Source organism: Nannocystis sp. (assembly GCF_016714285.1).
In the GTDB taxonomy this organism is placed as follows: Bacteria; Myxococcota_A; Polyangia; order Nannocystales; family Nannocystaceae; genus Nannocystis.
This window is the reverse complement of record NZ_JADJNN010000001.1, coordinates 579782-604062: the sequence shown is the minus strand read 5'-3', so window position 1 is coordinate 604062 and position 24281 is coordinate 579782. Positions and strand designations below refer to the sequence as shown.

Genomic DNA, 24281 nt, shown 5'->3' with positions numbered 1-24281 from the left:
CTCGGCGCTCAGCGGACCGGAAGCCAGAACCGGTTCGGCGGCAGCCAGATGCGTTCGGCGCGGCCCTTCACGTTGCCGCGGGGCACGTAGGGTCGCGGGCGTTCGGCCGTGGGGTCGATGAAGTTGCCGGCGTCCTGGGCCTTCTGGTACGCGCGGGTCGCCAGGGCGCGGGCCTCGGCTGGGCTCGGGCACAGGCCGCTGCTGCAGCGCAGGCGCACGAGGCTCTCGGTGGCTGGCGCGGCGAACACGAATTGGGTGCCCTGCCCGACCGACAGAGGCCCCGAGACGGCGCCCGGCGCCACGCCCTCGTCGGGGGCACCGCCCGTGATCTCGGCTGCGAGCGCGGCGCGCTTGATCTCCAGGCCCTCAATCGGGCGCAGCCACACCTCGATGTCGACGCTGTAGGCGGCGTCGCGGATCGAGCCGTCGAGGCGCAGGCGATCGTACTCGTCGCGCTCGGGCGGCGGCGTGGTCGGAGTGAGCTCCTTCCATCCGGGCAGATCGCTGGGCGTGAGCAGCTCGGGCAGCCGGCTGCGGTCCTTGCTGGCGGCGGGCACCCGCGCTTGCACGGCCCTGGCCAGGGTGAGCGCGTCGGCCTCGCTGGCGCAGCGCTGCTCGCCGCACTCGAGGACGAACACGACCTGGGCGGTGGCGTCGACCCGCACGAAGGTGAATTTGTCGTCGTCGCGGGCGAGCCAGGCGTCGTCGAAGGTCTCGTCGATGATCTGTTTGGCCTGCTCGCGCGAGCTGCCGGCGGCGCGCAGGGCCGCGTCGCGCAGGAAGGTCTCGGGCTCGTCCGGGGCTCGCCAGGCCCGTAGGCGGACCAGGCCAGCCGCGGTCGGCTCGGGCGTCTGGGTTGCGGGCCGCACTGCTGGCCCAACAGCTGGCCCGTAGCTGCGCTCGACGAATTTGTCGGCCCGGGGCCCGCGCGAGGTCCAGTGCGGCGTGTAGCGGATCTCTCGGTCGCCCTCGAGCAACGCGCGGGCGTCGGCGCTGCGATCGCGGTCGAAGCGTGCGACGACCTCGGCGATCTGATCGGCGAGCCACAGGTCCTTGCGGCAGACGGCGAGGCCGCAGCGGATCTGCAGCACGGCGCGCGCGCTGGGCAGCTGCACGACGGCCTCGTAGGCGACCTCGCCGCGGGTCCATGCGACCTCGCCGATGCTGGCTCCGGCGGCCTTCAGGCGGGCCAGGCGGGCCTTTTGCGAGTCATTCTCGATCCCGGGTACATTCCACAGGTCCGCGAAGCTGCCGCGCTTGATGGTGGGCGCCGCGTCGGTCGCGGGCGTGCTCAGTTGGGCGACCAGGGTCTCGAACACCGGCGTCGTGCCGAGCACCGGGTCGCGCCACAGCTCGAGGCGGAGCTCGTGGGCGTCGGAGGCGTGGTCGGCCATGTAGACGACGTGGTCGTAGCTGGAGTCCTCGCGGGTGTTGGTCTCGTCGGGGCGGCTGAGCGTGAACAGCTTCTCGGGGGTCAGGTCGCGCAGGTCCTTGACGCCGAGCAGGCCGTCGGCGGTGACGGCCTCGACCTGGCGCGTCCAGGCCAGGCTGTCGTGGCTCTGGTTGCGGTTGTCCCCCATCACCAGGAAGTGCTCGGGCGGGACGGTCCACTCGCCGAAGCGGCGCTGGCCGCCGAGCCGCGGGTCGGCGCTGCTCATGTAGCGGACCACGTAGCTGCGCCCGTCGATGTGCTCCTCGTAGAGGGCGCAGTGCGGCACGGTGCTCTCGCCGGCGTCGTCGAGGCACTTCTCGGGCAGCTTGGTGCGCTCGAGCTCCTCGAAGTCGGCGTCGCCCTCGCGCTTGATCGAGACCTTGTTGCCCTCGACGCGGACGGTGTCGCCGGGCAGGCCGATGACCCGCTTGATGAAATCCTCGGACTCGTCGACCGGGTAGCGAAACACGATCACGTCGCCGCGGCGCGGCGCGCCCATGAAGCCGCCGACCACCGTGGTGGTGAACGGGATCTGGATGCCGTAGGCGAACTTGTTGACGAAGATGTGGTCGCCCGATCGCAGCGTGGGCATCATGCTGCCGCTCGGGATCTTGAACGGCTCGTAGAGGCACGAGCGCAGCGCCAGGGCCACGAGGATGGCGATGCCGATGTTCTCGATCGTCTCGCGGGCGGCGCTCTTGCGGGCGAAGCTGGCGTGCTGGTGGAGCAGCTCGTCGAGGCGCTCGCACTCGTCCTCGACCTGCTCCCACGCGCCGGCCTCGCGCTGACGCTCGAGGCGGTCGACGCTCTCGCGGATCGCGTCAGCCGGCACCGCGGCGATGCGGGCGGCGTGCTTCTTGAGGATCCGGCGGCTCTCCTTGAGGAGTAGGCCGGCGGCCGCCTTCACGTGGCTGACCTTGCGGCGTTTGGGCGCCGGCCCGGGCTTGACGGTGCTCGTTGTCGGGTCTGCCTGGGTCACGCGTCGCTCAGTCGATCTTCAGGATCGCATGGAAGGCCCCTTGCGGGATCTCCACGTTCCCGACGGCCTTTAGTCGCTTCTTACCGCGCTTTTGTTTCTCGAGCAGCTTGCGCTTGCGCGAGATGTCGCCGCCGTAGCACTTGGCCAGCACGTTCTTGCGCAGCGCCTTCACCGTCGTGCGGGCGATGATCTTGCTGCCGATGGCCGCCTGGATGGCCACTTCGAACTGCTGCGGGGGGATCTCATCCTTCATCTTGACGCAGAGGTCGCGGCCGCGGTTGAAGGAGTTGGCCTTGTGGGTGATGAGGCTGAGGGCGTCGACGCGCTCGCCGTTGACCAGCAAGTCGACGCGGCAGAGGTCGGAGCGGCGGTACTCGCCCTGGTCGTAGTCGAGGCTGGCGTAGCCGCGGGACAGGCTCTTGAGGTGGTCGTAGAAGCCGAACACGACCTCGCCGAGGGGGAGCTCGTAGGTGAGCTGGACGCGCTTGGAGGTCTGGTATTTGAGGTCGATCTGGACGCCGCGGCGGTCCTGACACAGCTTGATGATGGGTCCGAGGTGCTCCTCCGGGAGCTGGATGCGGCCGATGATCATCGGCTCCTCGATGAACTGATAATCGCCGACCTCGGGCATCTTGGCCGGGTTGTCGATGATCACGACCTCGCCGTCCTTGAGCGTGACGCGGTACTTCACGCTCGGCGCGGTGGTGATGATGTCGAGGTCGTACTCTCGCTCGAGGCGCTCCTGGATGATCTCCATGTGCAGCAGGCCGAGGAAGCCGAGGCGGAAGCCGAAGCCGAGGGCGAGCGAGGTCTCGGGCTCCCAGGTGACGCTGGCGTCGTTGAGGGTGAGCTTGGTGAGGGCGTCGCGCAGCTCGGGGTAGTCGGCGTTGTCGGTCGGGAAGACGCCGGCGAACACCATCGGCAGGACCTCCTTGAAGCCGGCGAGCGGGACGGCGTCGTCGTCGTCGGCGGCGGCGACGGTGTCACCGACCTTGGAGTCGGCGACCTCCTTGATGTTGGCGATGAGGTAGCCGACCTCGCCGGCGCCGAGGTCCGGGTAGCTCTTGATGTCCGGCGCGAAGGCGCCGACGTCGATGACGTCGAGGTGCTTGCCGGTGGCCATCATCCGGATCTTGTCGCCAGCGCGCAGGACCCCAGCGAACACGCGGACGATGGAGATGACGCCCTTGTAGCTGTCCCACCACGAGTCGATGATGAGGGCCTTGACCTTGGCGCTGCGGTCCCCGCGGGGCGGCGGGATGCGCAGGATGATCGCCTCGACCAGCTCGGCGATGCCGATGCCCGTCTTCGCCGAGACCAGCAGGGCGTCCGAGGTATCGAGGCCGACGGCCTCCTCGATCTGCGCCTTGACGCCGGCCACGTCGGCGCTCGGCAGATCGATCTTGTTGATGACGGGGATGATCTCGAGGTTGGCGTCGAGGGCGAGGTAGACGTTGGCGAGGGTCTGGGCCTCGACGCCCTGGGCGGCGTCCACGACCAACAGGGCGCCCTCGCAGGCGGCCAGGCTGCGCGAGACCTCGTAGCCGAAGTCGACGTGGCCGGGGGTGTCGATCAGGTTGAGGGCGTACTCGACGCCCTCGTAGGTGTACTTCATGCGTACGGCCTGGGCCTTGATCGTGATGCCCCGCTCCTTCTCGATGTCCATGCGGTCGAGGTACTGCGTGGCCTTGTCGCGGGCGGTGAGCAGGCCGGTGAACTCCATCAGGCGATCGGCGAGCGTGCTCTTGCCGTGATCGATGTGGGCGATGATGCAGAAGCTGCGGATGGTGGGCAGCTCAGGGGCCGCCGCGTCCATCAAGCGAGAGGACGATTGGGTCATGCGCGATCCGGAGGGCGCCAGAAAGAGGCCCGCACACGTAGCACGAGACCGGCCCGCCCGGCGCGCTCGGACCCGGAGCACGGTCACATCGGGGCACGACCTCGGCTCGATCATCCGCTGGGTCATCGGCCGGCGTTCTCGGACCCGGAGCACGGTCACATCGGGGCCCGCGCCGGGTCTGGCCTGCAGCACCCGGCGCGTGAAGGACACGCAGCGCTTGACTGGAGACGGCCGGGCCGGCGCCACAGCGGCTCCGGCGTGAAGCTTGCTGCCGGCCGGGCGCTTCGCCTACAGTAGCCTCGTCTTGCCCTGCCCTGCCCCGGTTCGCCGTCTGTCGTGGCTACGCATCGCGGTGCTCGTGCTCGGGACATCACTGGCGGGCTGCGCGGGCAAGCACAAGGGCGCGAAGGATGCCGAGCCTGGCGGGGTCGAGGGCGCCGAGGCGGCGGCGGCGACGATGAAGGCGGCGACCCAGGTCGAGCCGATCGTGCCGCTGCGCAAGGTCGCGCTGATCCCGCTGCGGGTCGACAGCCAGCACTGCGACGCCGCCGGCAAGCGCGTGCTGCAGCAGGATCTCAACCAGGACGGGCGCGCCGATCTGGTGACCCTCACGGTGGCTGGTGATCAGGGTGGCGCTCAGGACGGCAAGATCCGCTGCCAGCAGGTCGACCTCGATCGCGACGGTCGCCTCGACGCCTTCCTCCACTACGACGAGCGCGGCGATCTCGTGCGCGAGCAGTACGACCAGGACTACGACGGTCGCATCGACCTCGGTCGCACGTACAAGGACGGCAAGATCGAGCTCGACGAGCAGGACCTCGATCACGACGGCTACGTCGACGCGTGGCGGCGTTATGACAAGGGCAAGCTGGTCCGCATCGACCATGACCGCGATCGCGACGGCCGGCCCGACACCTTCACCTTCTTCGTCCGCGGCCAGATCGACCGCGTCGGCTACGACACCAACGGCGACGGCAACGTCGACAACTGGGATCAGGACGTCGCCCGCCGGGCCCAGGCCGCGCTCGCGCGGCGCATGCAGGCCCGCGCCGCCGTCGGCGATGAATTTGTCGAGGCGCCGAGCGCCGAGCCGCCGCCCGAGCCCGAGGCCGCGAAGGGCACGGAGGCCGAGCCTGCGAAGGGCAAGGGTGGCCAGGGCAAGGGCGGGGGCAAGGTGGCCAAGGGCGAGGCGAGGCCGGACGGGAAGGCGAAGGCCGGGGCGAAGGGCAAGACTGGAGCTGACCCGAAGCCTGATGCGGCGAAACCCGAGGCGCCCGCGAAGCCCGATGTGCCGGCGAAGCCCGATGTGCCCGCGGTGAAGCCCGCGCCGCCAACGGTGAAGCCCGACGCGGCGCAGCCTGTTGGGACGGCGAAGCCTGCGGGCGGCGAGAAACAGCCTGCGCCGACGCCGAAGCCCTGAGGGGGCGCCGGTGCGCAGGGGATCGCGCGGGCGAGCGACGCGAACTGTGTTCGGCCTGGACCGGCACACCAAACGCCCCCAGGCCGCGATATCCTCCCGACATGGAGCACAAGGACCGAGCCGAGGCACCCGAGGATGAGCTGGTCGAGGGTGTCGACGGTGAGGCGCCCGTCGCGGATGACGACTACGGGCCCCCCTTCGAGGTGCGCAGCTTCGGCGGCGAATTCGTGTGGGCCAAGGCGGGCGGCTACACCGCGAAGGTGTTGCGGGTGCGAGCGGGGGAGCAGGTCGCCATCTCGACCAAGGGTCGGCGCGACATGTTCGTGATGTTGACCGGCGGCCGCGCGCTGCTCGAGACCCGCAGCGACGCCAACATCGATCGCGTCGAGCTGGTGCCGGCCAGCTCGGTGCCGATCCTCGAGGGCGAGCACGCCTACCGCCTGGTGGCGATGACCGACGTCGAGCTGTTCACGATCTACTCGCCGACGTGAGCGCCGCGTCCCGCCTCAGCGACGAGGGCACGCTGCAGCGATCGCTGCGACATGACCGTTGCGACATGCTCGCAAGGGCAGGTGTGTTGATCGCGGCGACCGAGTTCGACAAGCTGTGCCACAACAAGACGTCAGCACCTGCCCCGATGTCGCCTGTCCCGAAGGACAGGAGTGCGTCAACGGCTTCTGCAGCCGGGCTTCTGCATGTAACGGCGATCAGCCGCCGGTGCTGCGCGTCTCGAATGGGTTCTTCAGGCCCATCGATCCGACGGGCTTCGGATCGACGGGCTTGGGCTCGACCGCGGGGCCCGGGTCCTTGCCGGGATCGCCGGGCTTCGGATCGCCGGGCTTCGGATCGCCGGGCTTCGGCTTGCCGGGCTTGACCGCGATGACCGGCTTCTTCGCCTTGAGCTCGGCGTCGACGCGGAGGTCGGGCGTGGGCTCGATCTCCAGCGCGAGGTCCTCGTAGCCGCTGGCGCGGACGAGCACCTTGCGCGGGCCGCCGCCCTGCGGGAGCGTGAAGCCGACGTCACCGGTCGCGCCGAGTCGGGTGCCATCGCCGGCATCAAAGACCTCGGCGGCGACGTTGCTGATGACGTGGACCCGTGGATCGCTCGCCGCGGGCGCGACGGGTGTGGGCTCCGGGTCGGGCTCCGGCGGCGGCGGGGTCACGATCGGCTGCGGTGGTTGCGGCGCGACGACGGCGACCGGTGGGATGGGCAGAGGATCGTCGCCGCCGCCGAGGGCGAACAGGGCCGCGACGCTGCCGCCCACGACCGCGACACCGGCGACGAAGGCGACGAGCAAGCCGCGGCGACGGCCCGGCTCGCGCTGGGGCTCGGCCAGGGTGACCTCACCCGCGGCGCGCGGCCGCGGTGAGGAGTCGCTGCGCGAGAGGAATGCGGTCGGGCGACCCTCGCTGATCGGGCGGGCGCGGGCCTCGGGCACGACGGTCACCGGGCTGGCGCCGGTGCCCACCGCGACGATCGCGGCGGCCAGCTCCTCCATGGTCTGGAAGCGGAAGGCCCGGTCCTTCTGCAGGCACTTGAGCACGACGGCCTCGACCTCGGGGCTGATGTCGGCGTTCGGCGCGGCCACGCTCGGAGCCGGCGGCTCGTCGAACATGTGCTTGGTCAGGATCCCCATGAAGTTGTCGGCGGAGAACGGGACCTTGCCGGTGAGCAGCTCGTAGAGGATCACGCCGAGCGCGTAGATGTCGGAGCGCAGGTCGACGCGCTGCCCCTGGGCCTGCTCCGGGCTCATGTAGGTCGGCGTACCGAAGATCATGCCGGTGCTGGTGAGCCGCCCGCCCGTGCCGTCCGGGTCGTCGCTGGTGACCTTGGCGATGCCGAAGTCGAGCACCTTGATAAAGTCGGCGTTGCCGTGCCGATCCACGCGGAAGCAGTTCTCGGGCTTCATGTCGCGGTGGACGATGCCCTTGGAGTGCGCGGCCCCGAGAGCGCGACAGATCTGGAGGGCCATCGGGGCGACCCGCGACCACGGCATCGGCGCCTCGCGCTTGATGGTGTCGGACAAGTCCTCGCCGACCAACATCTCCATCACGAAGAAGACCGAGCCGTTGGGCGCGGCGCCGAAGTCGGTGATCTCGACGACGTTCTCGTGGGCGATCATCGAGGCCGCGCGAGCCTCCTGCAGGAAGCGCTGGACCAGCTCCTCCTTGTGCGCGTACTCGGGATTGAGCAGCTTGATCGCGCAGCGTTTCTTGATGGTGACGTGCTCGGCGAGGTAGACGGTGCCCATGCCGCCCTCACCGAGCTTCTTCAGCAGGCGGTAGCGATCGAGCAGCAGCGTGCCCGAGATGTCGCGGGCGGGCGCGGGCGCCGGGGCGAGCAGCACCGCGGCGTCATATGGGCTGTCTGAAAGAACAGGTGCATCGGTGGCCGGGGCCCGCGTCGGCGTGTCGCCCGGTCTGTCGCCCGGTCTGTCGCCCGGTCTGTCGCCCAGTCTGTCGCCCGGTGAGCCGACGTGTACATCCGCTGGTGCGCTCACCTGTGCGAGCGCTGGCTCGGAGCCTCGCAGCATCGTCACGGCGGCGGACCTGGATTGCGGACTTTCGGCCATGGCTTTCGTCTCTGCGCCAGCGCGTACGCTAGCCTACTTCTTGCGGAACGGGTTTTTGAGCTCGCCCATGTCGAGCTCACCATCATCGCCAGGGTCGGCGGGCTTGGGCGGCGGGCCGGGCTCCGCTGGGGCCTTGGACGGGGCCTCGGGACGCGGTTTCGCCGGCTTCGTCTTGGCTGCGACGGCTGGTTTTGCCGGGTCCGCGGCGGTGGGTTCATCGGCGGATGGCCCGGTCGCGCTCGCGGTCCCGAGCCCGCTCGCCGTTGTGAGCTCTGGTGGCGCTGGAGCCATCTCGGGCGCGGGTGCGGCGATCCGCGGGCGCAGCAGGACCTTGTGGCGTGTGCTCTCGCCGGCCGAGACGTCGAGGGCCAGGTCGTCGTGACCGGCGAGCCTGAACACGACGCGAGTCCGCGGGCTCGCGGCCGACAGCTCGCGTGTGAAGGGCGTCACGCCCCAGCGCTCACCGGCCTCGGTGAAGACGGCGGCGCCGGCCGGCTCCGACTCGAAGGTGAGGCGGGTCATCGCCACTTGCGGCGCCGCCAGATCGGCCGGCTGCTGCACGCTGATCGGCGCCTGGTTGCGCCGCCAAACCTTGTAGAGCGTCACCGTGATCGCCGCGCCGATGCTGGCAGCGGCGGCGATGATGAGGATCATCGGCGGACCAGCGCTGCGGATGGCCGGATTGACGCCGGTCGGATAATGCCGGGCCTCGTGCTCACCCGTGATCGGCGGGCGTGTCGGCGGGGCCGCGATGCGCTCGACGGGGGTGCCGCTCGGGACGATGACGCTGGGACGCCGCTGGATCCGGCCCGACGCGGAGACGGGCCGCGGGACGACCACGTCGGCGTCGGGTCTCGGGGTGCTGCGCGCCTCACCGGCGACGGCGGGGGCCTGCGCGTCGACCCGCTGCAGGCCCGATGGGTTCTCGGCGACTGACCATGAACCGATCGTGACAGTGGCGCGCCGCTTGTTGGCGCCGCTGCTGCCCCCGCTGCTGACGCCGCTCGCCGGCCCCGCCGCGGTGGCTGCGGTCAGATCGATCTCGGCGGCGGTCTTGATCAGGTGGATGACCTCGGCGGCGTCGCGCGGGCGCTCGTCGCGGTTCTTCGCCAGCAAGCGGTGGATGACGTGCTCGAGGTTGGGCAGGTCGGGGACGCTGGCGTCGATCTCGTGCAGGCGCGGCGGCGCGTCGAAGATCTGCGCGCTGAGGATCATCGCCACCGTCGCCGCCTTGAAGGGCACCCGGCCGGCGAGCATCTCGAACAGGATCACGCCGAGCGCGTAGAGGTCGCTGCGCTCGTCGACGTCGGCGCCCTGCGCCTGCTCCGGGGACATGTACGCCGGCGTGCCGATCAGCGCGCCCATCGCGGTGAGGCGGGTCTTCTTGTCGCGGATCCGGGCGATGCCAAAGTCGAGGATCTTCACCTGAACGCCGCCGCCGGGGCGCTCGCACAGGAAGATGTTCTCCGACTTGAGGTCGCGGTGAATGATCTTGCCGTCGTGGGCGGCTTGCAGCGCCTGGGCCGTCTGGACGGCGATGTCGACGGCGAGCGCCGGCTCGACGCGCCCGCCGCTGTCGATGCGATGCGCGAGGGTCTCGCCGACCAGGTACTCCATGACGTAGTACGCGGTCTGGCCGGCGATCTGGCCGTAGTCGCTGATGTCGACAACATTCGGGTGCTTGACCCGTGAAGCCAGCTGGGCCTCGAGCAAGAAGCGCTTGATGACGTCCGGCTGGTTGGCGACCTCGGCGCGCAACATCTTGATCGCCAGAGGTTTGTCGATGATGACGTGGGTGGCCTTGTAGACCACGCCCATCCCGCCAGCGCCGATGCAGCTCTCGATGCGGTAGCGCTGGTCGAGCACGCGACCGATCAGCGACTCCTCCCACGAGTTCGGCGCGGGGCCGTCGCTGCGCGGGCGCGCGAGGCCGCCGGCGGGGAAGAAGGCGCCCTCGACCCGCTGCACCGCCGGGGCCGAGGGCACGGCGGCGAGGCCAGTGCCGCCGCTCCCCGCGGTTGCCACACTTGGCGCCAAGCTGACGGCACCTGGCCCCGAGGACAGCCTCGCGGCGTCGATTGAACCGAGCGCGCCGGGGCCCGGGGCCCGCATCGGCTCGCGAGCGCTGGGCGGGACGAAGGCCATCACCGTGCGCGCGGGCGCGGGGGCGGCGGCAGCCGACACCGGGCGTACCGCTCCGGGCGCGGCGACGGGAGGCACCAGCGCAGTGCCGGTCTCGCTCGGTTCGGGGGCGACCGGCACGCCGTCGAGTTCAGGTGCAGGCCTGGCCTGCGGCGGCACTGAGAAGCCGCCAGCCGTGCTGCCAGGTCCCGGTGCTGGCGCGAACACGCCGATCCGCCCAGACCCGCCTGGTGCCCCGCCTGATCCACCCGGACCCTCGACCGCGGACGCGCGCGACGGCTGCCACGCCACACGACCCGCCGCGCCGGCGATGGGCGTTGGGGCAGGGTCCTCGGCGAGGGCGGCCCCATCCATCGGACAGAAGCCCTGGGCCACGGAGTACACCGTGCCGCACGCTGGGCAGCGCTTCATGACTGCGCCAGCGTAGACGGTGGCCAGTGCGGGGTCAACGCTCGCCCAGGGCGCGGTTGGGGGGTGTACTCTTCGCCGCCGATGCAGCCCCTCGCACCCGTCGTGATCGGTCGCACGCTCGAATTGGCAGACGTGCACTGGGTCGCCCGTCACCACGCGCCTACCCAGCTCGCGCCTGCGGCCCGCGACGAGTTGCGCCGCACGCGACATCACCTCGAGGCGGCGCTCACCCGCGACGAGATCATCTACGGCGTGAACACCGGCTTCGGGGCGCTCAGCGAGACGCGCATCGCCGCCGAGGAGCTCGGGGCGCTGCAGCGTAATCTCCTGCGCAGCCACGCTGTCGGCGTCGGTCCGGCGCTTTCGGGGGAGATCGTCCGCGCGCTGCTTCTCCTGCGAGCACACACCCTGGCGCTCGGGGCCTCGGGCGTCTCGCCGGAGCTCGCCGAATTCCTGCTCGCCCTGCTCTCGCGCGACGTGCGTCCGGTGGTGCCGAGCCAGGGCAGTGTCGGCGCCAGCGGTGATCTCGCGCCGCTCGCCCACCTCGCGCTCGTCGTGATCGGTGAGGGCGACGCCTGGTTCGAAGGACAGGTGCTGCCGGCCCGGGAGGCCCTCGCGCGCGCTGGGCTGCAAGCGCTCACGCTGGGCCCGAAGGAGGGCCTCAGCCTGATCAACGGCACCCAGGTGATGACGGCGATCGGCGCGCTCGCGGTGGTCGACGCGGCCGAGCTGATGGCGGCCGCCGACATCCTCGGCGCGCTCAGCCTCGACGCGCTGCTCGGCACCCTCGCCGCCAGCGATCCGCGGATCCACGCCGGCAAGCCGCACGCAGGCCAGCGGCGCAGCGCCGAGATCCTGCGCCTCCTGGTCGCAGACTCGCCGCTCAACGACTCGCACCGCGACTGCGGCCAGGTCCAGGACGCCTACTCCCTGCGCTGCATCCCGCAGGTGCACGGGGCGGTCCGCGGCGCGCTCGCCTACGTGGCCGCGGCGCTGCGAATCGAGGTCAACAGCTTCACTGACAACCCGCTGGTGCTCGCGCGCGACGACGGCGGCTTCGACGTGGTCAGCGGCGGCAACTTCCACGGCGCGACGGTGGCGGTGCCGATCGACCACATGACCGCGGCGCTGACGACCCTGGCGACGATCAGCGAGCGCCGCATCGATCGCATGATGAACCCCGCGAGCTCACGCGGGCTCGCGGCCTTCCTCGCCGATCATCCGGGTCTCGAGAGCGGCTACATGATGGCGCACGTCACCGCCTCGGCGCTGGCGAGCGAGTGCAAGACCCTGAGCTTCCCGGCCAGCGTCGACACGATCCCGACCTCGGCAGGCAAGGAGGACCACGTGAGCATGGGGCCGATCGCGGCGCGCAAGCTGCGGGCGGTGGTCGACAACCTGGCCTGCGTGCTGGCGATCGAGGCGATCAGCGCCGCACGAGCGATCGACCTGCGGGGCATCCCGAGCAGCCCGCGCCTGATGCGGGTGCACGCGGCGATCCGGGCGCACGCGGGGCCCTTCACCGGCGACCGCAGCATGTCCGCCGACATCGAGCGCCTGGCGGCGGCGATCGCCGCTGGCGAGCTGCGGTCCGCCGCGCAGCTGCCCTCTGAGCTCTAGCCTCCGAGCGCCCCCCGACCGCTAGAAGGTCACGACGCTGCGGATCGACTCGCCGTGGTGCATGAGGTCGAAGGCGTCATTGATCTTCGCCAGCGGCAGGGTGTGGGTGATGAGGTCGTCGATGTTGATCTTGCCGTTCATGTACCAGTCGACGATCTTCGGCACGTCGCGGCGGCCCTTGGCGCCGCCGAAGGCGCTGCCCTTCCACACGCGACCCGTGACCAGCTGGAACGGCCGCGTGCTGATCTCCTGGCCGGCGCCTGCGACCCCGATGATCACCGAAGTGCCCCAACCCTTGTGGCAGCACTCGAGCGCCTGGCGCATCACCGTCACGTTGCCGACGCACTCGAAGGAGTAGTCGGCGCCGCCGCCGGTGAGGTTGACGAGGTAGGCCACCAGATCGCCGACACCATCGTTCGGGTTGACGAAATGGGTCATGCCGAACTTCTCGGCGATGGCCTTGCGGCCAGGGTTCAAGTCGACGCCGACGATCATGTCGGCGCCGACCATGCGCGCGGCCTGGATGACGTTGAGGCCGATCCCGCCGAGCCCGAACACCACGACCTTGTCGCCGGCCTCGACCTTCGCGGTGTTGATCACGGCGCCGATGCCGGTGGTCACGCCGCAGCCGATGTAGCAGACCTTGTCGAAGGGCGCGTCTTCGCGGATCTTGGCCACCGCGATCTCGGGCACGACCGTGAAGTTGGCGAAGGTCGAGGTGCCCATGTAGTGGAACAGTCGCTGACCCCCTTGCGAGAAGCGGCTGGTGCCGTCGGGCATGAGTCCCTGGCCCTGCGTGGCGCGGATCGCCTGACAGAGGTTGGTCTTCTCCGACAGGCAGAACTTGCACTGGCGACACTCCGGTGTGTAGAGCGGGATGACGTGATCGCCGGGGCGCAGCGAGCTGACGCCCGGGCCGACCTCGACCACCACACCAGCGCCTTCGTGGCCGAGGATCGCGGGGAACAGACCCTCGGGGTCCGCCCCGGACAGCGTGAACGCGTCCGTGTGGCACACCCCGGTGGCCTTGATCTCGATGAGTACCTCGCCAACGCGCGGACCCTCGAGATCGACGGTCTCGAGGGTCAGCGGGGCTCCTGCGCTACGTGCGACTGCGGCTTGAACCTTCACGCGGGCATCTGAGCATCACGCCTCGGGGCAGGTCAAGCTGGGCAGGAGTTCGCAGCCCTCGACCCACATCTCGGGATCGAGGCACTCGGGGTCGAAGCCATCGATGCATGCGGCGAAGAAATCGGCGCTGCGCAGGGTGCAGCGCTCGACCGGCTTCTGCCACAGGCCGAGTCCGTCAGAGCGGCCGTGGGCCTGACGGAGCACCTGACCCGGAGCTACGAGCATGTGGTCTAGGTAGGACTCGGCCTTGTTGAAGACCGCGACCGTCTGTACGAGACCGGCGGCACCGCTGGCCAAGGCCGTGAGGGCGCAGAGATCGCTGTCCGCGTAGGCCTGGTTGCCCGAATCGCGGACCAACTCGACCGGATACTCACAGGCGACCGGAAGATCACAGGCCAGCAGCAGTTCGGGCGGAGCGGTCGGCTCACCGGTGTCGCTGGCGCTGTCGGAGGATGGGTCCATCGTCCCATCGACCGGCTCACCGTCATCTCCCGCGTCGTCCAGCGTGGTGACGCCGGTCTCGCCCTGGAGGTCGCGGTCCACCCCGCAAGCCGGGGCGGCGAACAGGATGGCGAGCAACAGGGTGGTGCGGGTGAACATGACAGACCTCGGTCACCGGCTGTGCAGGGACCGGGCGAGGTCCCGCCACGCCCATTTTGCAAATCATTACAACGAGATGACAGGTGTCCGGTGCGAGATCTCCAGGGCGCCTACTGCACACGGCCAGACATCGCTGTCAGGGCCCGACGGCCTGTGCCGGCTACGGACGCAGACGGATCTTCAGGGCCACCAGGCACCGTGCACCGCCGGCACCGAGCTTGTAGCTGGGCACGATCTGTAGCGACTTACCGGCCCGCATCGCCTCGAACAGGTAGCGGACCTGTTCGTCGCTCGCGGCGATCCCCGAGCACACCGAACCCCCCCAGCGATACTCGCGGCGGACCGCGCTGACCGTGTCCCCCTCGAGCAGGATCACAGCCCCCTGATACTGCATGTACACCTCGCTCTTGGTGCCGTTGAGCACGATGTCCTGGACGTAGCCGGGATTGCCAGGGCTGTCGGCCGCCGCCGCCGTCAGCGGCATGAGGGTGCAGGTGATGCCGAGAAGGAGGGCTCGGAGGGAGCGGGGCTTGGACTGAGTGAGCGACACGCGGGTGAGTGTCGCCGACCCGGACGACAGATCACGGCAAAGATGACCGGCGAGTTCACAAAAACCGGTCGGCTACTGGCGCAACAGGCCGAGATCCCTGGCCGAACCGCGATCATGATGCACAGCCCTCGCACGGTGCCAGCGGCGCTGCTCGGACTCCCGGGTCGCGGTGTGTGGCAACTCCATGGTGTCTTGCCGCCAGTGCCGCGGCTCGCCGTTGTCGGCAGTCGAGCAGCTCACCAGCTGCAGCGCTCCTGTGTCCCCGCGATCGTGGCTGCGGCGCGGGCCCGCGGCCACGCACTCGTATCCGGTGGGGCGCGAGGCATCGATGCCGCGGTACATCACGCGGCGCTCGCTGCGGGGGTGCCCCAACTGGCGATCGTGCCGTCCCGTCCCGAGGCCCCCTACCCGCCCGAACACGCCGGACTGTTCGCGGAGATCGCCGCGACTCCAGGGTCGGGCGTGCTGTTCGCAGTGCCTCCAGGCGTGGGCCCTAGTCGCGGTATCTTCGCCAGTCGCAACGCCATCGTGGTCGCCGCGGCGACGGCGGTAATCGTCGCCGAGGCGGCCCCACGTTCAGGCTCATGGGGCACGGGAGGACTGGCGCTGCGACGCCGCATTGCGACCGCGGCGCTACTCGGCTCGGCTGGTTGCGCCGATCTCGTCGTCCGTGGCGCACGTGCCCTCGCCCCGGACCCTCGAGCTCTGATGGCCGCCGTGCTCGACTGGCTGGACACACCCACGGGGGTCGCAGCGGCCCTCCCCTGGCCGGAAGAGCTGCGCTGGCTGGCACAAGCCCTCGATACTGCGGGACCTCGCGGGGTCGGCCTTGATGACCTGGGTGAGCCCGGGCGAGGCTGCGCAGCGCTCGTGTCGGCCGAACTGCTTGGCCTGGTGATCGAGTCGCCACCTGGCCGTTACCACCGCCGAGCCTGAACGCAGCACGCCCCGGCCGCAGAGCGGTCGGGGCGACTGGACACGACGCCGACTCAGAGGTTCGGGCAGTCGAGGGTGCGGTTGTCAGAGAGCTCGCAGTTCGCCGAGATCGTCGTGCCTGCAGCAGCGGGCGCCGAACGGACGAGGATGAACTCGAGGTTGAAGCCCTCGTCGTTGCAGTAGTCGGAGATGTTGTCGATCTTGCTCAGCGTCTGCTTGCCGTTCTTGTCGATAAGCGTGGCGAAGCAGACAGTCGCGCCACCACCGGCGGTCCACTCCCCGTTCACCTCTTTGCACTGCACGATGTCGGTCTCGTTGCCGTCGATGTCGGTCTCGATCAGGCGGCAGTTGGGGTCCAGTACCTCGGTCGTGCGGTCCTTGTCGCGCACGCAGCTCGGCATGCAGGCCGGGACGATCTGGTCGCGGATCTTGGTGGCGATCGACTCGAGGGCGCCAGCGTACGACTGCTGGCAGATCGAGTAGAGGTTGCGCTCCTTCTTTGGGTCGTCGAGGAAGGCCTCCGCGAACTCGCGCTCGCGTACCGCCGGCACCGCGATCGCCTCGGGCATCTTCGGGTCGCCGAGGATGCAGCCGGGGCCGATGCCGAAGTTGATCTGGTTGTCGTCGTCAGCCGGCAGGTCCTCGTACGGGATCTCGGTGTCGAACTTCTCGTAGCCGATTGGCACGCCGTTGATCAGCGAGATAAGCACCCGCTGGTTGCCGTCGATCTCCTGCTTGGCCATCTCGATCTTCTTCACGAAGTCGATGTACTTGGAGACTGGCTGGAGGACGGCGGCCGTGGGGTCGTCGGTCTTCTTGCCGTCCTTGTCCCAGTCCTGGGCGTGGCACTCGGTGTAGGTGCCAGGGCCGCCAGTGCAATCGACGCCTGCGCGCCAGCACAATGCGGAGGTGGGCGCCGTGTCCACAGCGGGGTCGTTCCAGAACACCTTGTTGGTCGTGAAGACCTTCTTGATCTCCGGATCCGGGTTGTAGGAGCAGTCCGCCTCGTCCGAGATGATGACGATCGAGAGGATCGCGGCCTCGCGTAGGAAGCCGTAGTTGTTCTTCGAGTCCTTGCTCTGCGCCGCCGCGAGCGCGAGGTACATGCTCTCGAGGTGGGACTCGAAGCCGCAGCCGGCCACGCCCTGCGGGCCGTAGCACTGGAAAGCCTCGGTGTTGTCGGCGACACCGGCGATGTTCGAGGTCTTCTCGATGCGCTCGATCCACTTGCGCGGCGCCTCGGTCTTGTCAACCGCGGTCGCCGTGGGGCGGACCATCAGGTCCTGGTCGCGCTTGGTGCAGTAGTCGCTGCAGGTCGTCGAGAAGTCCACGCTGTTGAAGCTGAACTCGCCCTGGTCGATGCGATCGAGGCAGCTCGACAGCACCAGATTGCCGCCTTCGGGCTTGTAGGTGGCGGCCGGGCAGCGAGGGTTGCCGGAGTCGGTCGTCGTGATGCCGATGCGGTAGTTCGCCAGCACGTCGTCGGCCTCGAGCACGCCGATGAACGCCGCGAAGTTCTTCGACAGCAGCGCTTGCTCCTCGGCCATCGAGCCCGAGTTGTCGATCACGAAGAGGATGTCGACGTCCTTGTTGATGGCGATGGCGACGGTCGTCTCGTCCTCAGTCGTCTTGTCGTAGACGACGGGCTTGAGCGGGTGGTCGAGACAGGCGCCGAGAAGCAGCGCCGTGCCAGCGCAGACGGACAGACGAGTAGCGAAGCGGGAGCTAGAAAAAGCACGCGACATTGTGAATTCTCCGCGGGGCGAGCCCTACGCCAGCCACCATCGCAAAGGACAGCCGCCATGTAAAGGACTACGAGGGGGGCGCGGGCGCGCAGGCGCCAGACGCAAAGGGGCCATGATTCGGCCATGATTCGGCTACGATCCGGCCGCGTTGCCGGGGCTTCGCACGACGGCCGGGGCCTTGGGGGCCAGGAACGACGACAGCGGCCTAAGCGCGCTCGTGGTTGCCTTTACCCCGACCCCGCACAACCAGGCGGACGGGCACTCCACGCAGATTCCAGCGCGTCCGGAAGCGGCGCAGCAGGTAGCGCTCGTACGCGGGGCTCAGGCAGCGGCCGTGGTTGGCCGAGATCACGATGAGCGGGGGATCGCTCTCGGCCTGGGTAGCGAACAACAGCTTGACCGGCTTGGGCCCGAACATCGGCGGCGAGTGGTCCGCGACCGCGGCCGCCAGCTCGGCGTTGAGATCGGCGGTCGAGATCCGCCGGCCCAGGGCCTTCGCCGTGTGCAGGCAGGCCTCGAGCAGCTCGTCGAGGCCACGAGCCCTGCCCTGCCCGAGATCGCGGCCAGCACCGACGATGGACGTCTTGATGAGGAAGGGCCGCTCCAGGAAGGCGAGCTCGTCCTGGGCCTGGGCCCAAACGGCGTGCGCGGCCTTCTTGTCGCGGGCCACGAGATCCCACTTGTTGAGCACCGCGACCACGCCCTTGCCGCGCTCGTGCGCCATGCGGGCGATCCGCTGGTCCTGGTCGGTGACGCCGACGCTCGCGTCGAGCACAAGGACGACGACCTGGGTGCGCTCCATGGTCCGCACGGCCTTGATCGCGGCCAGTTTCTCCATGGCCTTGTCGATCTGCTTGCGTCGCCGCAGGCCCGCCGTGTCGATGAGGACGACGGGCTGACCGTTGAAGACGAACGGGAGGTCGATCGGGTCCCGCGTCGTCCCGGCCTCGGCGTCGACGATCACCCGCGGCTCGGCCAACAAGGCGTTGATCAGGGTCGACTTCCCGGCGTTCGGGCGGCCCATGAAGGCGATGCGCGTGCCCTCGGGAACGGCCACCACGCTGCCCTCCGGGGCGGTGTGGGCCAGGCGGGCCAGGATCGCCTCGTGCAGTTCGGCGGTGTTGCGCCCGTGCGCGGCCGAGACCGGGAACACCTCGCCGAGGCCGAGCTCGTGCATCGTGTGCGCGTCGACCTCGCGGGCTGGGTTGTCACACTTGTTGGCGACCACCAGCAGCGGGCGATGCGAGCGCCGCAGCAGCTCGGCGATCTCGCGGTCGTCGCTCGACAGGCCCTCGGCCACATCGACCACAAACAGGATGAGGTCAGCCTCGGCGATGGCGATCTCGGCCTGCGTTCGGATGTGCCGCATCAGGCCATCGTCCTCATCGAGGTCGAGGCCGCCGGTGTCGACCACCAGGTAGCTGCGCCCATCGTGGTTCACGGCCCCGTAGAGACGATCGCGGGTGACACCTGGGCGGTCCTCGACGATCGCCCGACGGGCGCCCACGAGGCGGTTGAACAGCGTCGACTTGCCAACGTTCGGCCGGCCGACGATGGCCACGAGGCTGGTGGCGACCGGCGTGCTGGCGGCGGCCACATCGGCTGCGGCGTCCGCTTCGGCCGCGATCTCGTCTTCGTCCTCGTTGTTCACGATTCTCCTCCCACGGCCTCGTGCAGACCGAGGCGCTGCATCAGCGCGGCGTCGCGGGTCCAGTTGGCGGTCACCGAGACGTTGAGGAACAGGTCGCAGGCGCGTCCTGTGAGCCCCGAAATGGCCTTGCGTGCGTCGATCGAGATGGCCTTGATCGTCTGCCCGCCCTTGCCGATGAGCATCGGCTTCTGACTCTCCCGCTCGACGTGGATCGTCGCGCGGATGATGTCCTTCTCGGGCCGCCGCTGCTCCTTGAACGCCTCGATCGTGACGGCGCACGCGTAGGGCAGCTCGTCCCCGAGGTGGCGGAACAGGGCCGCCCGCACCCGCTCGCCAGCGTGCCAGCGCATGCTGCGGTCGCTCAGCTGATCTTCGTCGAACCTCGGCTGGCCCAGCGGGAGGCCAGCGATGATGTGACGCCGCAGATCGTCGAGCCCGGCGCCGGTGTGGGCGCTGACCGGCAGCACGGCCGCGAAGCCGTGGAGCCCGGTCCAGCGGGCGATCACTGGTAACAGAAGTTCCGGTGGATGCAGGCGATCGACCTTTGTCAGCACCAGCGTGATCGGCTTTCCGATCTCAGCCAGCGCCGTCAGGGCCGCCATGGCGCCCTCGCCTGGCTCCCATAGCTCGGCCGCCGCTGCGTCGGCCAACATCGGCACCTCCGCGAGCAGCAGCAACACGTCGACCGAGCGGGCCCCGCGGAGCGCCTCGTCGACCATGAAGCGGTTGAGCGCCGACTTGGCGCGGTGGATCCCAGGAGTATCGACGAGCACTGCCTGGTGCCCGGGTCCGGTCCACACGCCGAGCAGACGCTCACGCGTGGTCTGCGGGAATCGGGTGGCGATCGCCAGCTCGGCCCCCACGAGCGCGTTGAGCAAGGTCGATTTGCCCACGTTTGGCCGGCCACATAGACCGACCCGGCCAGCGCGGAAATTGTCCGCGATGACTGGCACGGACGGGATCGCTTGTGGTTCACGGGACATCGGTCGAGCGCGGGTTATTGGCCAAATCCCCGGCGCAGGCAAGCGCCCAGCCATGGCGCGACCATGACCCCCCGCACGCCGTCATCCAGTTCTAGAGAACATCATGTCGTACATGTAGGATATTTGATTCCATGTCCCGACAAGGTGATGCTGCCGCCATGACCGTCGCCCTGGAACGCCGCGCCACCGCCCGGATCGACAAGCTCTTCCGTGTCCTCGTCTTCTCGGAGGAGTTCGGCGAGCAGTGGTTTGTGGCCCGCAACATCTCGGAGAGCGGGATGTTCGTGGAGATGCCCGAGCCGCTGCCGCTGCGCAGCAAGGTCATCGTCCGCTTCCAGGTGGTCGGCGACGACGCGGCGATCTGCGCGATCGCCCGCGTCCAGAACCACTATTACCTGCAGTACGCCGGAGCCACCGGGCTGCAGGCGTTGTCTGGCGTGGGGCTCCGCTTCCTCCGCTTCGTGCCCGAGATCGGCGGCCCGGTCGCGGACGATCGCCTGCACTGAGCAGGGTCGCAGAATGCAGCTGGCCCCGGGGACATGTCCTCGGGGCCAGTCTCACGTGCGGCTGCGACGGCCGCGACTGCTACTTTGGCGGCGGTGGCAGACCGTCGAGGCCGCGAGGCTTGCCGCTCGGCTTGATCGTCTTTGGCTCGGGCTCCGGCTTCGGCGCGGGCTTCGGCGCGGGCTTCGGCTTCGGCTTCGCAGCGGGCTTCTTCTCCACGGGTGCCGGCGCCGGCGCCGGCGTGGGCGCCGGTGCAGGGGTGTTGGCTGCTGGGGTGCTGGGAGGCGTGCCCGCTACCGGCGTGCCTGCTGCGGGAGGCGTGCCTGGTGCCGGCGTGCCGACCACGGGGGTGCCGGCGGCCGGTGTCCCGGGTGTGCCCGCGAGTGGCGGCGTGACGACCGGTGCCGGGGGGGCGGTCACCTGGGCCGGAGCAGGGACCTCTGGCGCAGCCTCCGCTGTGCCCTGCGGAGACAGCGTCGCATAGGCCACACCGCCACCGACGACGCCCAGCCCGAGGAGCAGGATGAGCCAGGCAGGGACGCCGCGGCTCAGGTTGCTCGCGCCGCGGTCGGGCCGACCATTGCCCGTGTCCGGCATGGACGCCAGGTTGCCGATGAAGGTCCCCTTGCTGGCGTTCTGTCCGGCATGCACACCGGTGAACTCGAACACCGTACGAGCGCCGCCGGTGTTGAGCTCGTCGTTGCGATTCGGGGCCTGCGGCGGGGCCTGCGGCGGATACGGCTGCTGCGGATACGGCTGCTGCGGATACGGCTGCTGCGGATACGGCTGCTGCTGCACCTGCTGCGGATACGGCTGCTGCGGATACGGCTGCTGCTGCGGATACGGCTGCTGCTGCTGCTGCTGCTGCTGCTGCTGCGGATATGACTGCTGCGCCGCCCCAGGCAGTTGCACGGCGACACCGATCTGCGCCGGCACATACTGCGGCCCAGCGGGTGCCGGTGCCCCGCGCGTGGGGTCGCTGCTGCTGCCGATGGGCAACGTGGACGAGGGCGGCGTCGGGGCGTGGTTCACGAGCGTCTCCTGTGGCCCGGAGGGGCCGGGTCGTCGGCGAGTGTGCCATGGTGTGGACCGTCGGGCGAGCAATCCGCGTGTCCACGGTCCCCGCCTTCGGGCGGGCTCTGATACGCTCCGCCCCGCATGGCCGACCAGCCACGGGGACGCTTCATCGCCATCGAGGGGATCGACGGGAGCGGCACGACGCTGCAAACGCGCGCGCTCGCCGAATGGCTTGGCGGGCGAGGATTCAGCGTGCTGGAGACGCGAGAGCCGAGCCGTGGGGCGATCGGTAGCCTGGTCCGGGAGCGTCTCGCGGTCCGGGCGACGGCCCTCGATCCCGCGGCCCTCGCCCTCCTGTTCGCCGCCGACCGCGTCGATCACGTCGCGTGTGAAGTGGTCCCAGCTCTGGCACGCGGCGCGGTCGTCCTGAGCGATCGCTACCTCCTCTCCTCGCTCGCGTACCAGTCGCTCGACTGCGACGCCGCATGGGTCCGCGAGATCAACGCTCGCGCCCCGGAGCCTGACCTCACCCTCGTGCTCGAGGTCCCCGCCGAGGTCGCGTTTGCCCGGGTCCAGCGGCGGTCGGCCGAGGGGGCCGCGGTCGAGGAGCGCTTCGACGCACTCGCCCTGCAGCAGCGGATCGCCGACCACTACCGGCGCTTCCGCGACGGACCAGGCCTTGGTCCAACCCGCGTGATCGACGGCGATCGCCCGCCCGAGGTCGTCACCGCGGCCCTGTGCGCGGCGCTCATCGAGCTCGGCTTGTAAGTGGCTCTGGGGTTGCACAGACAAAGCCCCGGGGACTACGATGGCCGCGCCATGATCGACTACGCCGTCCTGTGCACCGCCATCGACAACTGGAAGGCCGGTCAGAAGCCGACCTCTGCGCCCCCACCGGCGCCCCCGCGTCGCGTCGCGCCTCGCCCGGCGCAGGCCGCCGAGGTGGTTGAGGAAGAGGCCGTCGAGTATTCGGCGGTGTACGAGACCAGCGAGGCCGCCGAGGTGCGTCCCGAGGAGCCGGTTGAGTCGACCGTGATCTACCAGCTCCCTGACTATGAGGACGGCGAGGTCGTGGAGGACTAGGAGCTTCGAGCCTCCGAACGCGGGGGTTTTCCCCGCGCGAAATCATGCGAATAGGTTGGAATCGGTCGCCTGGCTGCGATACGGTTGCGAGCTAGGTGGGTCCCCACCCATCCCCCCGGTTCCCCACCAGGCCCCTGGAGTTCGCATGTCCCGTTCATCCATCCTGCTCCTTTTCGCGCTCGCCGCCTGCGGCGATGCTGCCAGCGCAGCCGACGGCGCCAGCAGTGGCCCGAGCGACAGCACGACCGGCAATACCGGCAACGTGATGACCACACACCATGAGGATGACACCACCGCGAGTGGTGCCGAGGGGGGTCAGAGCACTGGCGGTGACGCGACCACCGCAGACACGGGCGCGGGCACGGGCGCGGACACCGGGGCCGGAAGCACGGGTGAGAGCGGCGACGGCACCACTGGCGAGCCCCCGCTCGATCACTTTCTGCTCGGCATGCACGTCCAGGACGTCTCGCCCTCGCAGGCCTTCCTCGCCGAGAACGTGTACATGGGGGCGTACGGCGCCCCCTACACCCGCGGCCCCGCCCAGGGCGTGCACGATCCGATCTTCGCCCGCTCCTTCGCCATCGAGGGCCACGGCGGCGGCCTCGTGATGAGCATCGTCGACCTGCCCGGCATGGGCAACGAGGTCACCCGCGAGGTCCGCAAGCAGGTCGCAAGCATGACCGGCCTGAGCGAGGTGCAGATCCTCGTCGGCACCACCCACAGCCACTCAACGCCGGACTTCATGGGCCTGTGGGGCGGTGTCCCGGGCGACTACCGCACCTGGCTGATCGGCCAGGTATCGGCCTCGATGAGCGCCGCCTGGGCCGCGCGTGAGCCCGGCACCTTGAAGGTCGGCACCGCCAAGGCCCCTGCCGGTAACCGCCGCGGCTGGGACTTCACCGACGACGACATGACCGTCCTCGACGCCTTCGATCTCGAGGACCAGCGGATCGGCACGGTCGTCGTCTTCGCCGCCCACCCGGTCGTGCTCGGCGAGGACAACAAGCTCATTTCCTGCGACTACACCGGCTACTTCGTGAAGGACCTCGAGGCCACGCTCGGGGCCCCGGTCGCGCTGTTCAACGGCGTCCTCGGCGACGCCAGCCCGAAGGTCCCCGACGGCGACTACGCCGACGACTTCGCCCGCGCCGAGGCCTACGGCGGGTTGCTCGCGGGCATCGCCGCCGACATCTCCGCTGGAGCAGTCTTGGTCGAGCCCGAGCTCGAGTTCACCCACGTCGAGTGGGTCCAGGTCGTCGACAACCTCCTCTTCAAGGCCGCAGCCCTGCTCGGCATCCTCCTCTTCGAATTCGAGATGGACGGCCTCGACCAGAAGATCACCACCCAGGCGACCTACTTCCGCCTCGGGCGACAGCTCCAGGGCGTCGCCTTCCCCGGCGAGTCGCTCACCCGCAACGGCCTCGCCATCAAGGAGGCCATGCACGCGCCGCACAAGATCATCCTCGGCAACACCGGCGACGCGCTCGGCTACTTCGTGCCCAGCGACGAGTGGCAGACCGGCAAGAACAACAACTACGAGGAGAGCGTGTCGATGGGCAAGACCGCCGGTGACACCGCTCGCGACAAGATCCGCCCGTTGATCCTCGCCGGCAACGCCAAGCTGTGAGCCTGTCCCTCGGGACAGCCGATAGCCTGCGACGCCG

The 24281-nt window shown here is 69.6% G+C and carries 19 protein-coding genes; 8 read left to right on the top strand and 11 right to left on the bottom strand.

All coding sequences use genetic code 11. From position 1 onward, the window contains the following. Positions 1-8: 8 nt before the first annotated feature. Entirely contained in the window at positions 9-2411 is a 2403-nt protein-coding gene (gene lepB, locus IPJ59_RS02515; RefSeq protein WP_293269592.1) for a signal peptidase I, read from the bottom strand. Between the two features lie 7 nt (positions 2412-2418). Beyond that, positions 2419-4227 carry a translation elongation factor 4 gene (lepA, locus tag IPJ59_RS02510; protein WP_366524541.1) on the bottom strand — a complete coding sequence of 603 codons (1809 nt, stop codon included), beginning with the start codon at positions 4225-4227 and terminating at the stop codon, positions 2419-2421. Positions 4228-4555: 328 nt separating this feature from the next. Here lepA and IPJ59_RS02505 point away from each other — a divergent pair, with 328 nt between their 5' ends. After that, entirely contained in the window at positions 4556-5671 is a 1116-nt protein-coding gene (locus IPJ59_RS02505) for a hypothetical protein (protein WP_293269591.1), read from the top strand. A gap of 101 nt (positions 5672-5772) precedes the next feature. Beyond that, positions 5773-6162, top strand: a complete 390-nt coding sequence (locus IPJ59_RS02500; protein WP_293254446.1) for a hypothetical protein — start codon at positions 5773-5775, stop codon at positions 6160-6162. Between the two features lie 216 nt (positions 6163-6378). Here the strand turns inward: IPJ59_RS02500 and IPJ59_RS02495 are convergent, their stop codons facing one another. Both IPJ59_RS02495 and IPJ59_RS02490 read right to left on the bottom strand, forming a co-directional pair. Next, the gene (locus tag IPJ59_RS02495; RefSeq protein WP_293269590.1) at positions 6379-8019 is read right to left on the bottom strand and encodes a serine/threonine-protein kinase; all 1641 of its coding nucleotides are present in this window, start codon (positions 8017-8019) and stop codon (positions 6379-6381) included. A gap of 258 nt (positions 8020-8277) precedes the next feature. Then, the gene (locus tag IPJ59_RS02490; RefSeq protein ID WP_293254440.1) at positions 8278-10230 is read right to left on the bottom strand and encodes a serine/threonine-protein kinase; all 1953 of its coding nucleotides are present in this window, start codon (positions 10228-10230) and stop codon (positions 8278-8280) included. 648 nt (positions 10231-10878) lie between these two features. Between IPJ59_RS02490 and hutH the strand changes: the two genes are divergently transcribed. After that, positions 10879-12417 (top strand): histidine ammonia-lyase, encoded by a 1539-nt coding sequence (gene hutH / locus IPJ59_RS02485; protein ID WP_293269588.1) that lies wholly within the window; start codon positions 10879-10881, stop codon positions 12415-12417. A 21-nt stretch (positions 12418-12438) separates the two neighbouring features. Here the strand turns inward: hutH and IPJ59_RS02480 are convergent, their stop codons facing one another. From IPJ59_RS02480 to IPJ59_RS02470, 3 genes are all read right to left on the bottom strand, one after another. Next, on the bottom strand, positions 12439-13548 hold the full coding sequence (locus tag IPJ59_RS02480; RefSeq protein ID WP_293269587.1) for an S-(hydroxymethyl)glutathione dehydrogenase/class III alcohol dehydrogenase: 1110 nt from the start codon (positions 13546-13548) through the stop codon (positions 12439-12441). 15 nt (positions 13549-13563) lie between these two features. Then, a complete protein-coding gene (locus IPJ59_RS02475; RefSeq protein WP_293254431.1) occupies positions 13564-14148 on the bottom strand; it encodes a hypothetical protein in 585 nt (194 codons plus the stop codon). 160 nt (positions 14149-14308) lie between these two features. After that, a complete protein-coding gene (locus tag IPJ59_RS02470; protein WP_293254428.1) occupies positions 14309-14698 on the bottom strand; it encodes a hypothetical protein in 390 nt (129 codons plus the stop codon). A gap of 42 nt (positions 14699-14740) precedes the next feature. On the opposite strand from IPJ59_RS02470, the gene IPJ59_RS37510 reads away from it, so the two are divergent. Further along, positions 14741-15634, top strand: a complete 894-nt coding sequence (locus tag IPJ59_RS37510) for a DNA-processing protein DprA (RefSeq protein WP_366524522.1) — start codon at positions 14741-14743, stop codon at positions 15632-15634. 53 nt (positions 15635-15687) lie between these two features. On the opposite strand, the gene IPJ59_RS02465 is transcribed toward IPJ59_RS37510, so the two are convergent. The 3 genes from IPJ59_RS02465 to era all read right to left on the bottom strand — a co-directional run bounded on the left by IPJ59_RS02465 (position 15688) and on the right by era (position 20013). Then, positions 15688-17379 carry a vWA domain-containing protein gene (locus tag IPJ59_RS02465; RefSeq protein WP_293269586.1) on the bottom strand — a complete coding sequence of 564 codons (1692 nt, stop codon included), beginning with the start codon at positions 17377-17379 and terminating at the stop codon, positions 15688-15690. 205 nt (positions 17380-17584) lie between these two features. After that, positions 17585-19030, bottom strand: a complete 1446-nt coding sequence (der, locus tag IPJ59_RS02460) for a ribosome biogenesis GTPase Der (RefSeq protein WP_293254422.1) — start codon at positions 19028-19030, stop codon at positions 17585-17587. Then, positions 19027-20013 carry a GTPase Era gene (gene era, locus IPJ59_RS02455; protein WP_293254419.1) on the bottom strand — a complete coding sequence of 329 codons (987 nt, stop codon included), beginning with the start codon at positions 20011-20013 and terminating at the stop codon, positions 19027-19029. The genes der and era overlap by 4 nt, the downstream gene beginning before the upstream one ends. Before the next feature lie 158 nt (positions 20014-20171). Here era and IPJ59_RS02450 point away from each other — a divergent pair, with 158 nt between their 5' ends. Beyond that, positions 20172-20519: a PilZ domain-containing protein gene (locus IPJ59_RS02450; protein WP_293254416.1), complete on the top strand. Its 348-nt coding sequence runs from the start codon at positions 20172-20174 to the stop codon at positions 20517-20519. A gap of 79 nt (positions 20520-20598) precedes the next feature. On the opposite strand, the gene IPJ59_RS02445 is transcribed toward IPJ59_RS02450, so the two are convergent. Then, positions 20599-21429, bottom strand: a complete 831-nt coding sequence (locus IPJ59_RS02445; protein ID WP_293269585.1) for a hypothetical protein — start codon at positions 21427-21429, stop codon at positions 20599-20601. A gap of 246 nt (positions 21430-21675) precedes the next feature. Here IPJ59_RS02445 and tmk point away from each other — a divergent pair, with 246 nt between their 5' ends. The 3 genes from tmk to IPJ59_RS02430 all read left to right on the top strand — a co-directional run bounded on the left by tmk (position 21676) and on the right by IPJ59_RS02430 (position 24244). After that, positions 21676-22302 carry a dTMP kinase gene (gene tmk / locus IPJ59_RS02440; protein ID WP_293269584.1) on the top strand — a complete coding sequence of 209 codons (627 nt, stop codon included), beginning with the start codon at positions 21676-21678 and terminating at the stop codon, positions 22300-22302. 51 nt (positions 22303-22353) lie between these two features. Further along, positions 22354-22617 (top strand): hypothetical protein, encoded by a 264-nt coding sequence (locus tag IPJ59_RS02435; protein ID WP_293254407.1) that lies wholly within the window; start codon positions 22354-22356, stop codon positions 22615-22617. 145 nt (positions 22618-22762) lie between these two features. Further along, positions 22763-24244, top strand: coding sequence for a hypothetical protein (locus IPJ59_RS02430; protein ID WP_293254404.1), 1482 nt, complete (start codon positions 22763-22765; stop codon positions 24242-24244). The last annotated feature ends 37 nt before the right edge of the window (positions 24245-24281 follow it).

What these genes read in the sequence shown, in the direction of transcription:
- IPJ59_RS02475 (WP_293254431.1), bottom strand. Translation starts at nt 14,148, where the DNA reads ATGTTCACCCGCACCACCCTGTTGCTCGCCATCCTGTTCGCCGCCCCG.
- IPJ59_RS02430 (WP_293254404.1), top strand. Translation starts at nt 22,763, where the DNA reads ATGTCCCGTTCATCCATCCTGCTCCTTTTCGCGCTCGCCGCCTGCGGC.
- IPJ59_RS02465 (WP_293269586.1), bottom strand. Translation starts at nt 17,379, where the DNA reads ATGTCGCGTGCTTTTTCTAGCTCCCGCTTCGCTACTCGTCTGTCCGTC.
- IPJ59_RS02500 (WP_293254446.1), top strand. Translation starts at nt 5,773, where the DNA reads ATGGAGCACAAGGACCGAGCCGAGGCACCCGAGGATGAGCTGGTCGAG.
- hutH (WP_293269588.1), top strand. Translation starts at nt 10,879, where the DNA reads ATGCAGCCCCTCGCACCCGTCGTGATCGGTCGCACGCTCGAATTGGCA.
- IPJ59_RS37510 (WP_366524522.1), top strand. Translation starts at nt 14,741, where the DNA reads ATGACCGGCGAGTTCACAAAAACCGGTCGGCTACTGGCGCAACAGGCC.
- IPJ59_RS02450 (WP_293254416.1), top strand. Translation starts at nt 20,172, where the DNA reads ATGACCGTCGCCCTGGAACGCCGCGCCACCGCCCGGATCGACAAGCTC.
- lepA (WP_366524541.1), bottom strand. Translation starts at nt 4,227, where the DNA reads ATGGACGCGGCGGCCCCTGAGCTGCCCACCATCCGCAGCTTCTGCATC.
- tmk (WP_293269584.1), top strand. Translation starts at nt 21,676, where the DNA reads ATGGCCGACCAGCCACGGGGACGCTTCATCGCCATCGAGGGGATCGAC.
- era (WP_293254419.1), bottom strand. Translation starts at nt 20,013, where the DNA reads ATGTCCCGTGAACCACAAGCGATCCCGTCCGTGCCAGTCATCGCGGAC.
- IPJ59_RS02435 (WP_293254407.1), top strand. Translation starts at nt 22,354, where the DNA reads ATGATCGACTACGCCGTCCTGTGCACCGCCATCGACAACTGGAAGGCC.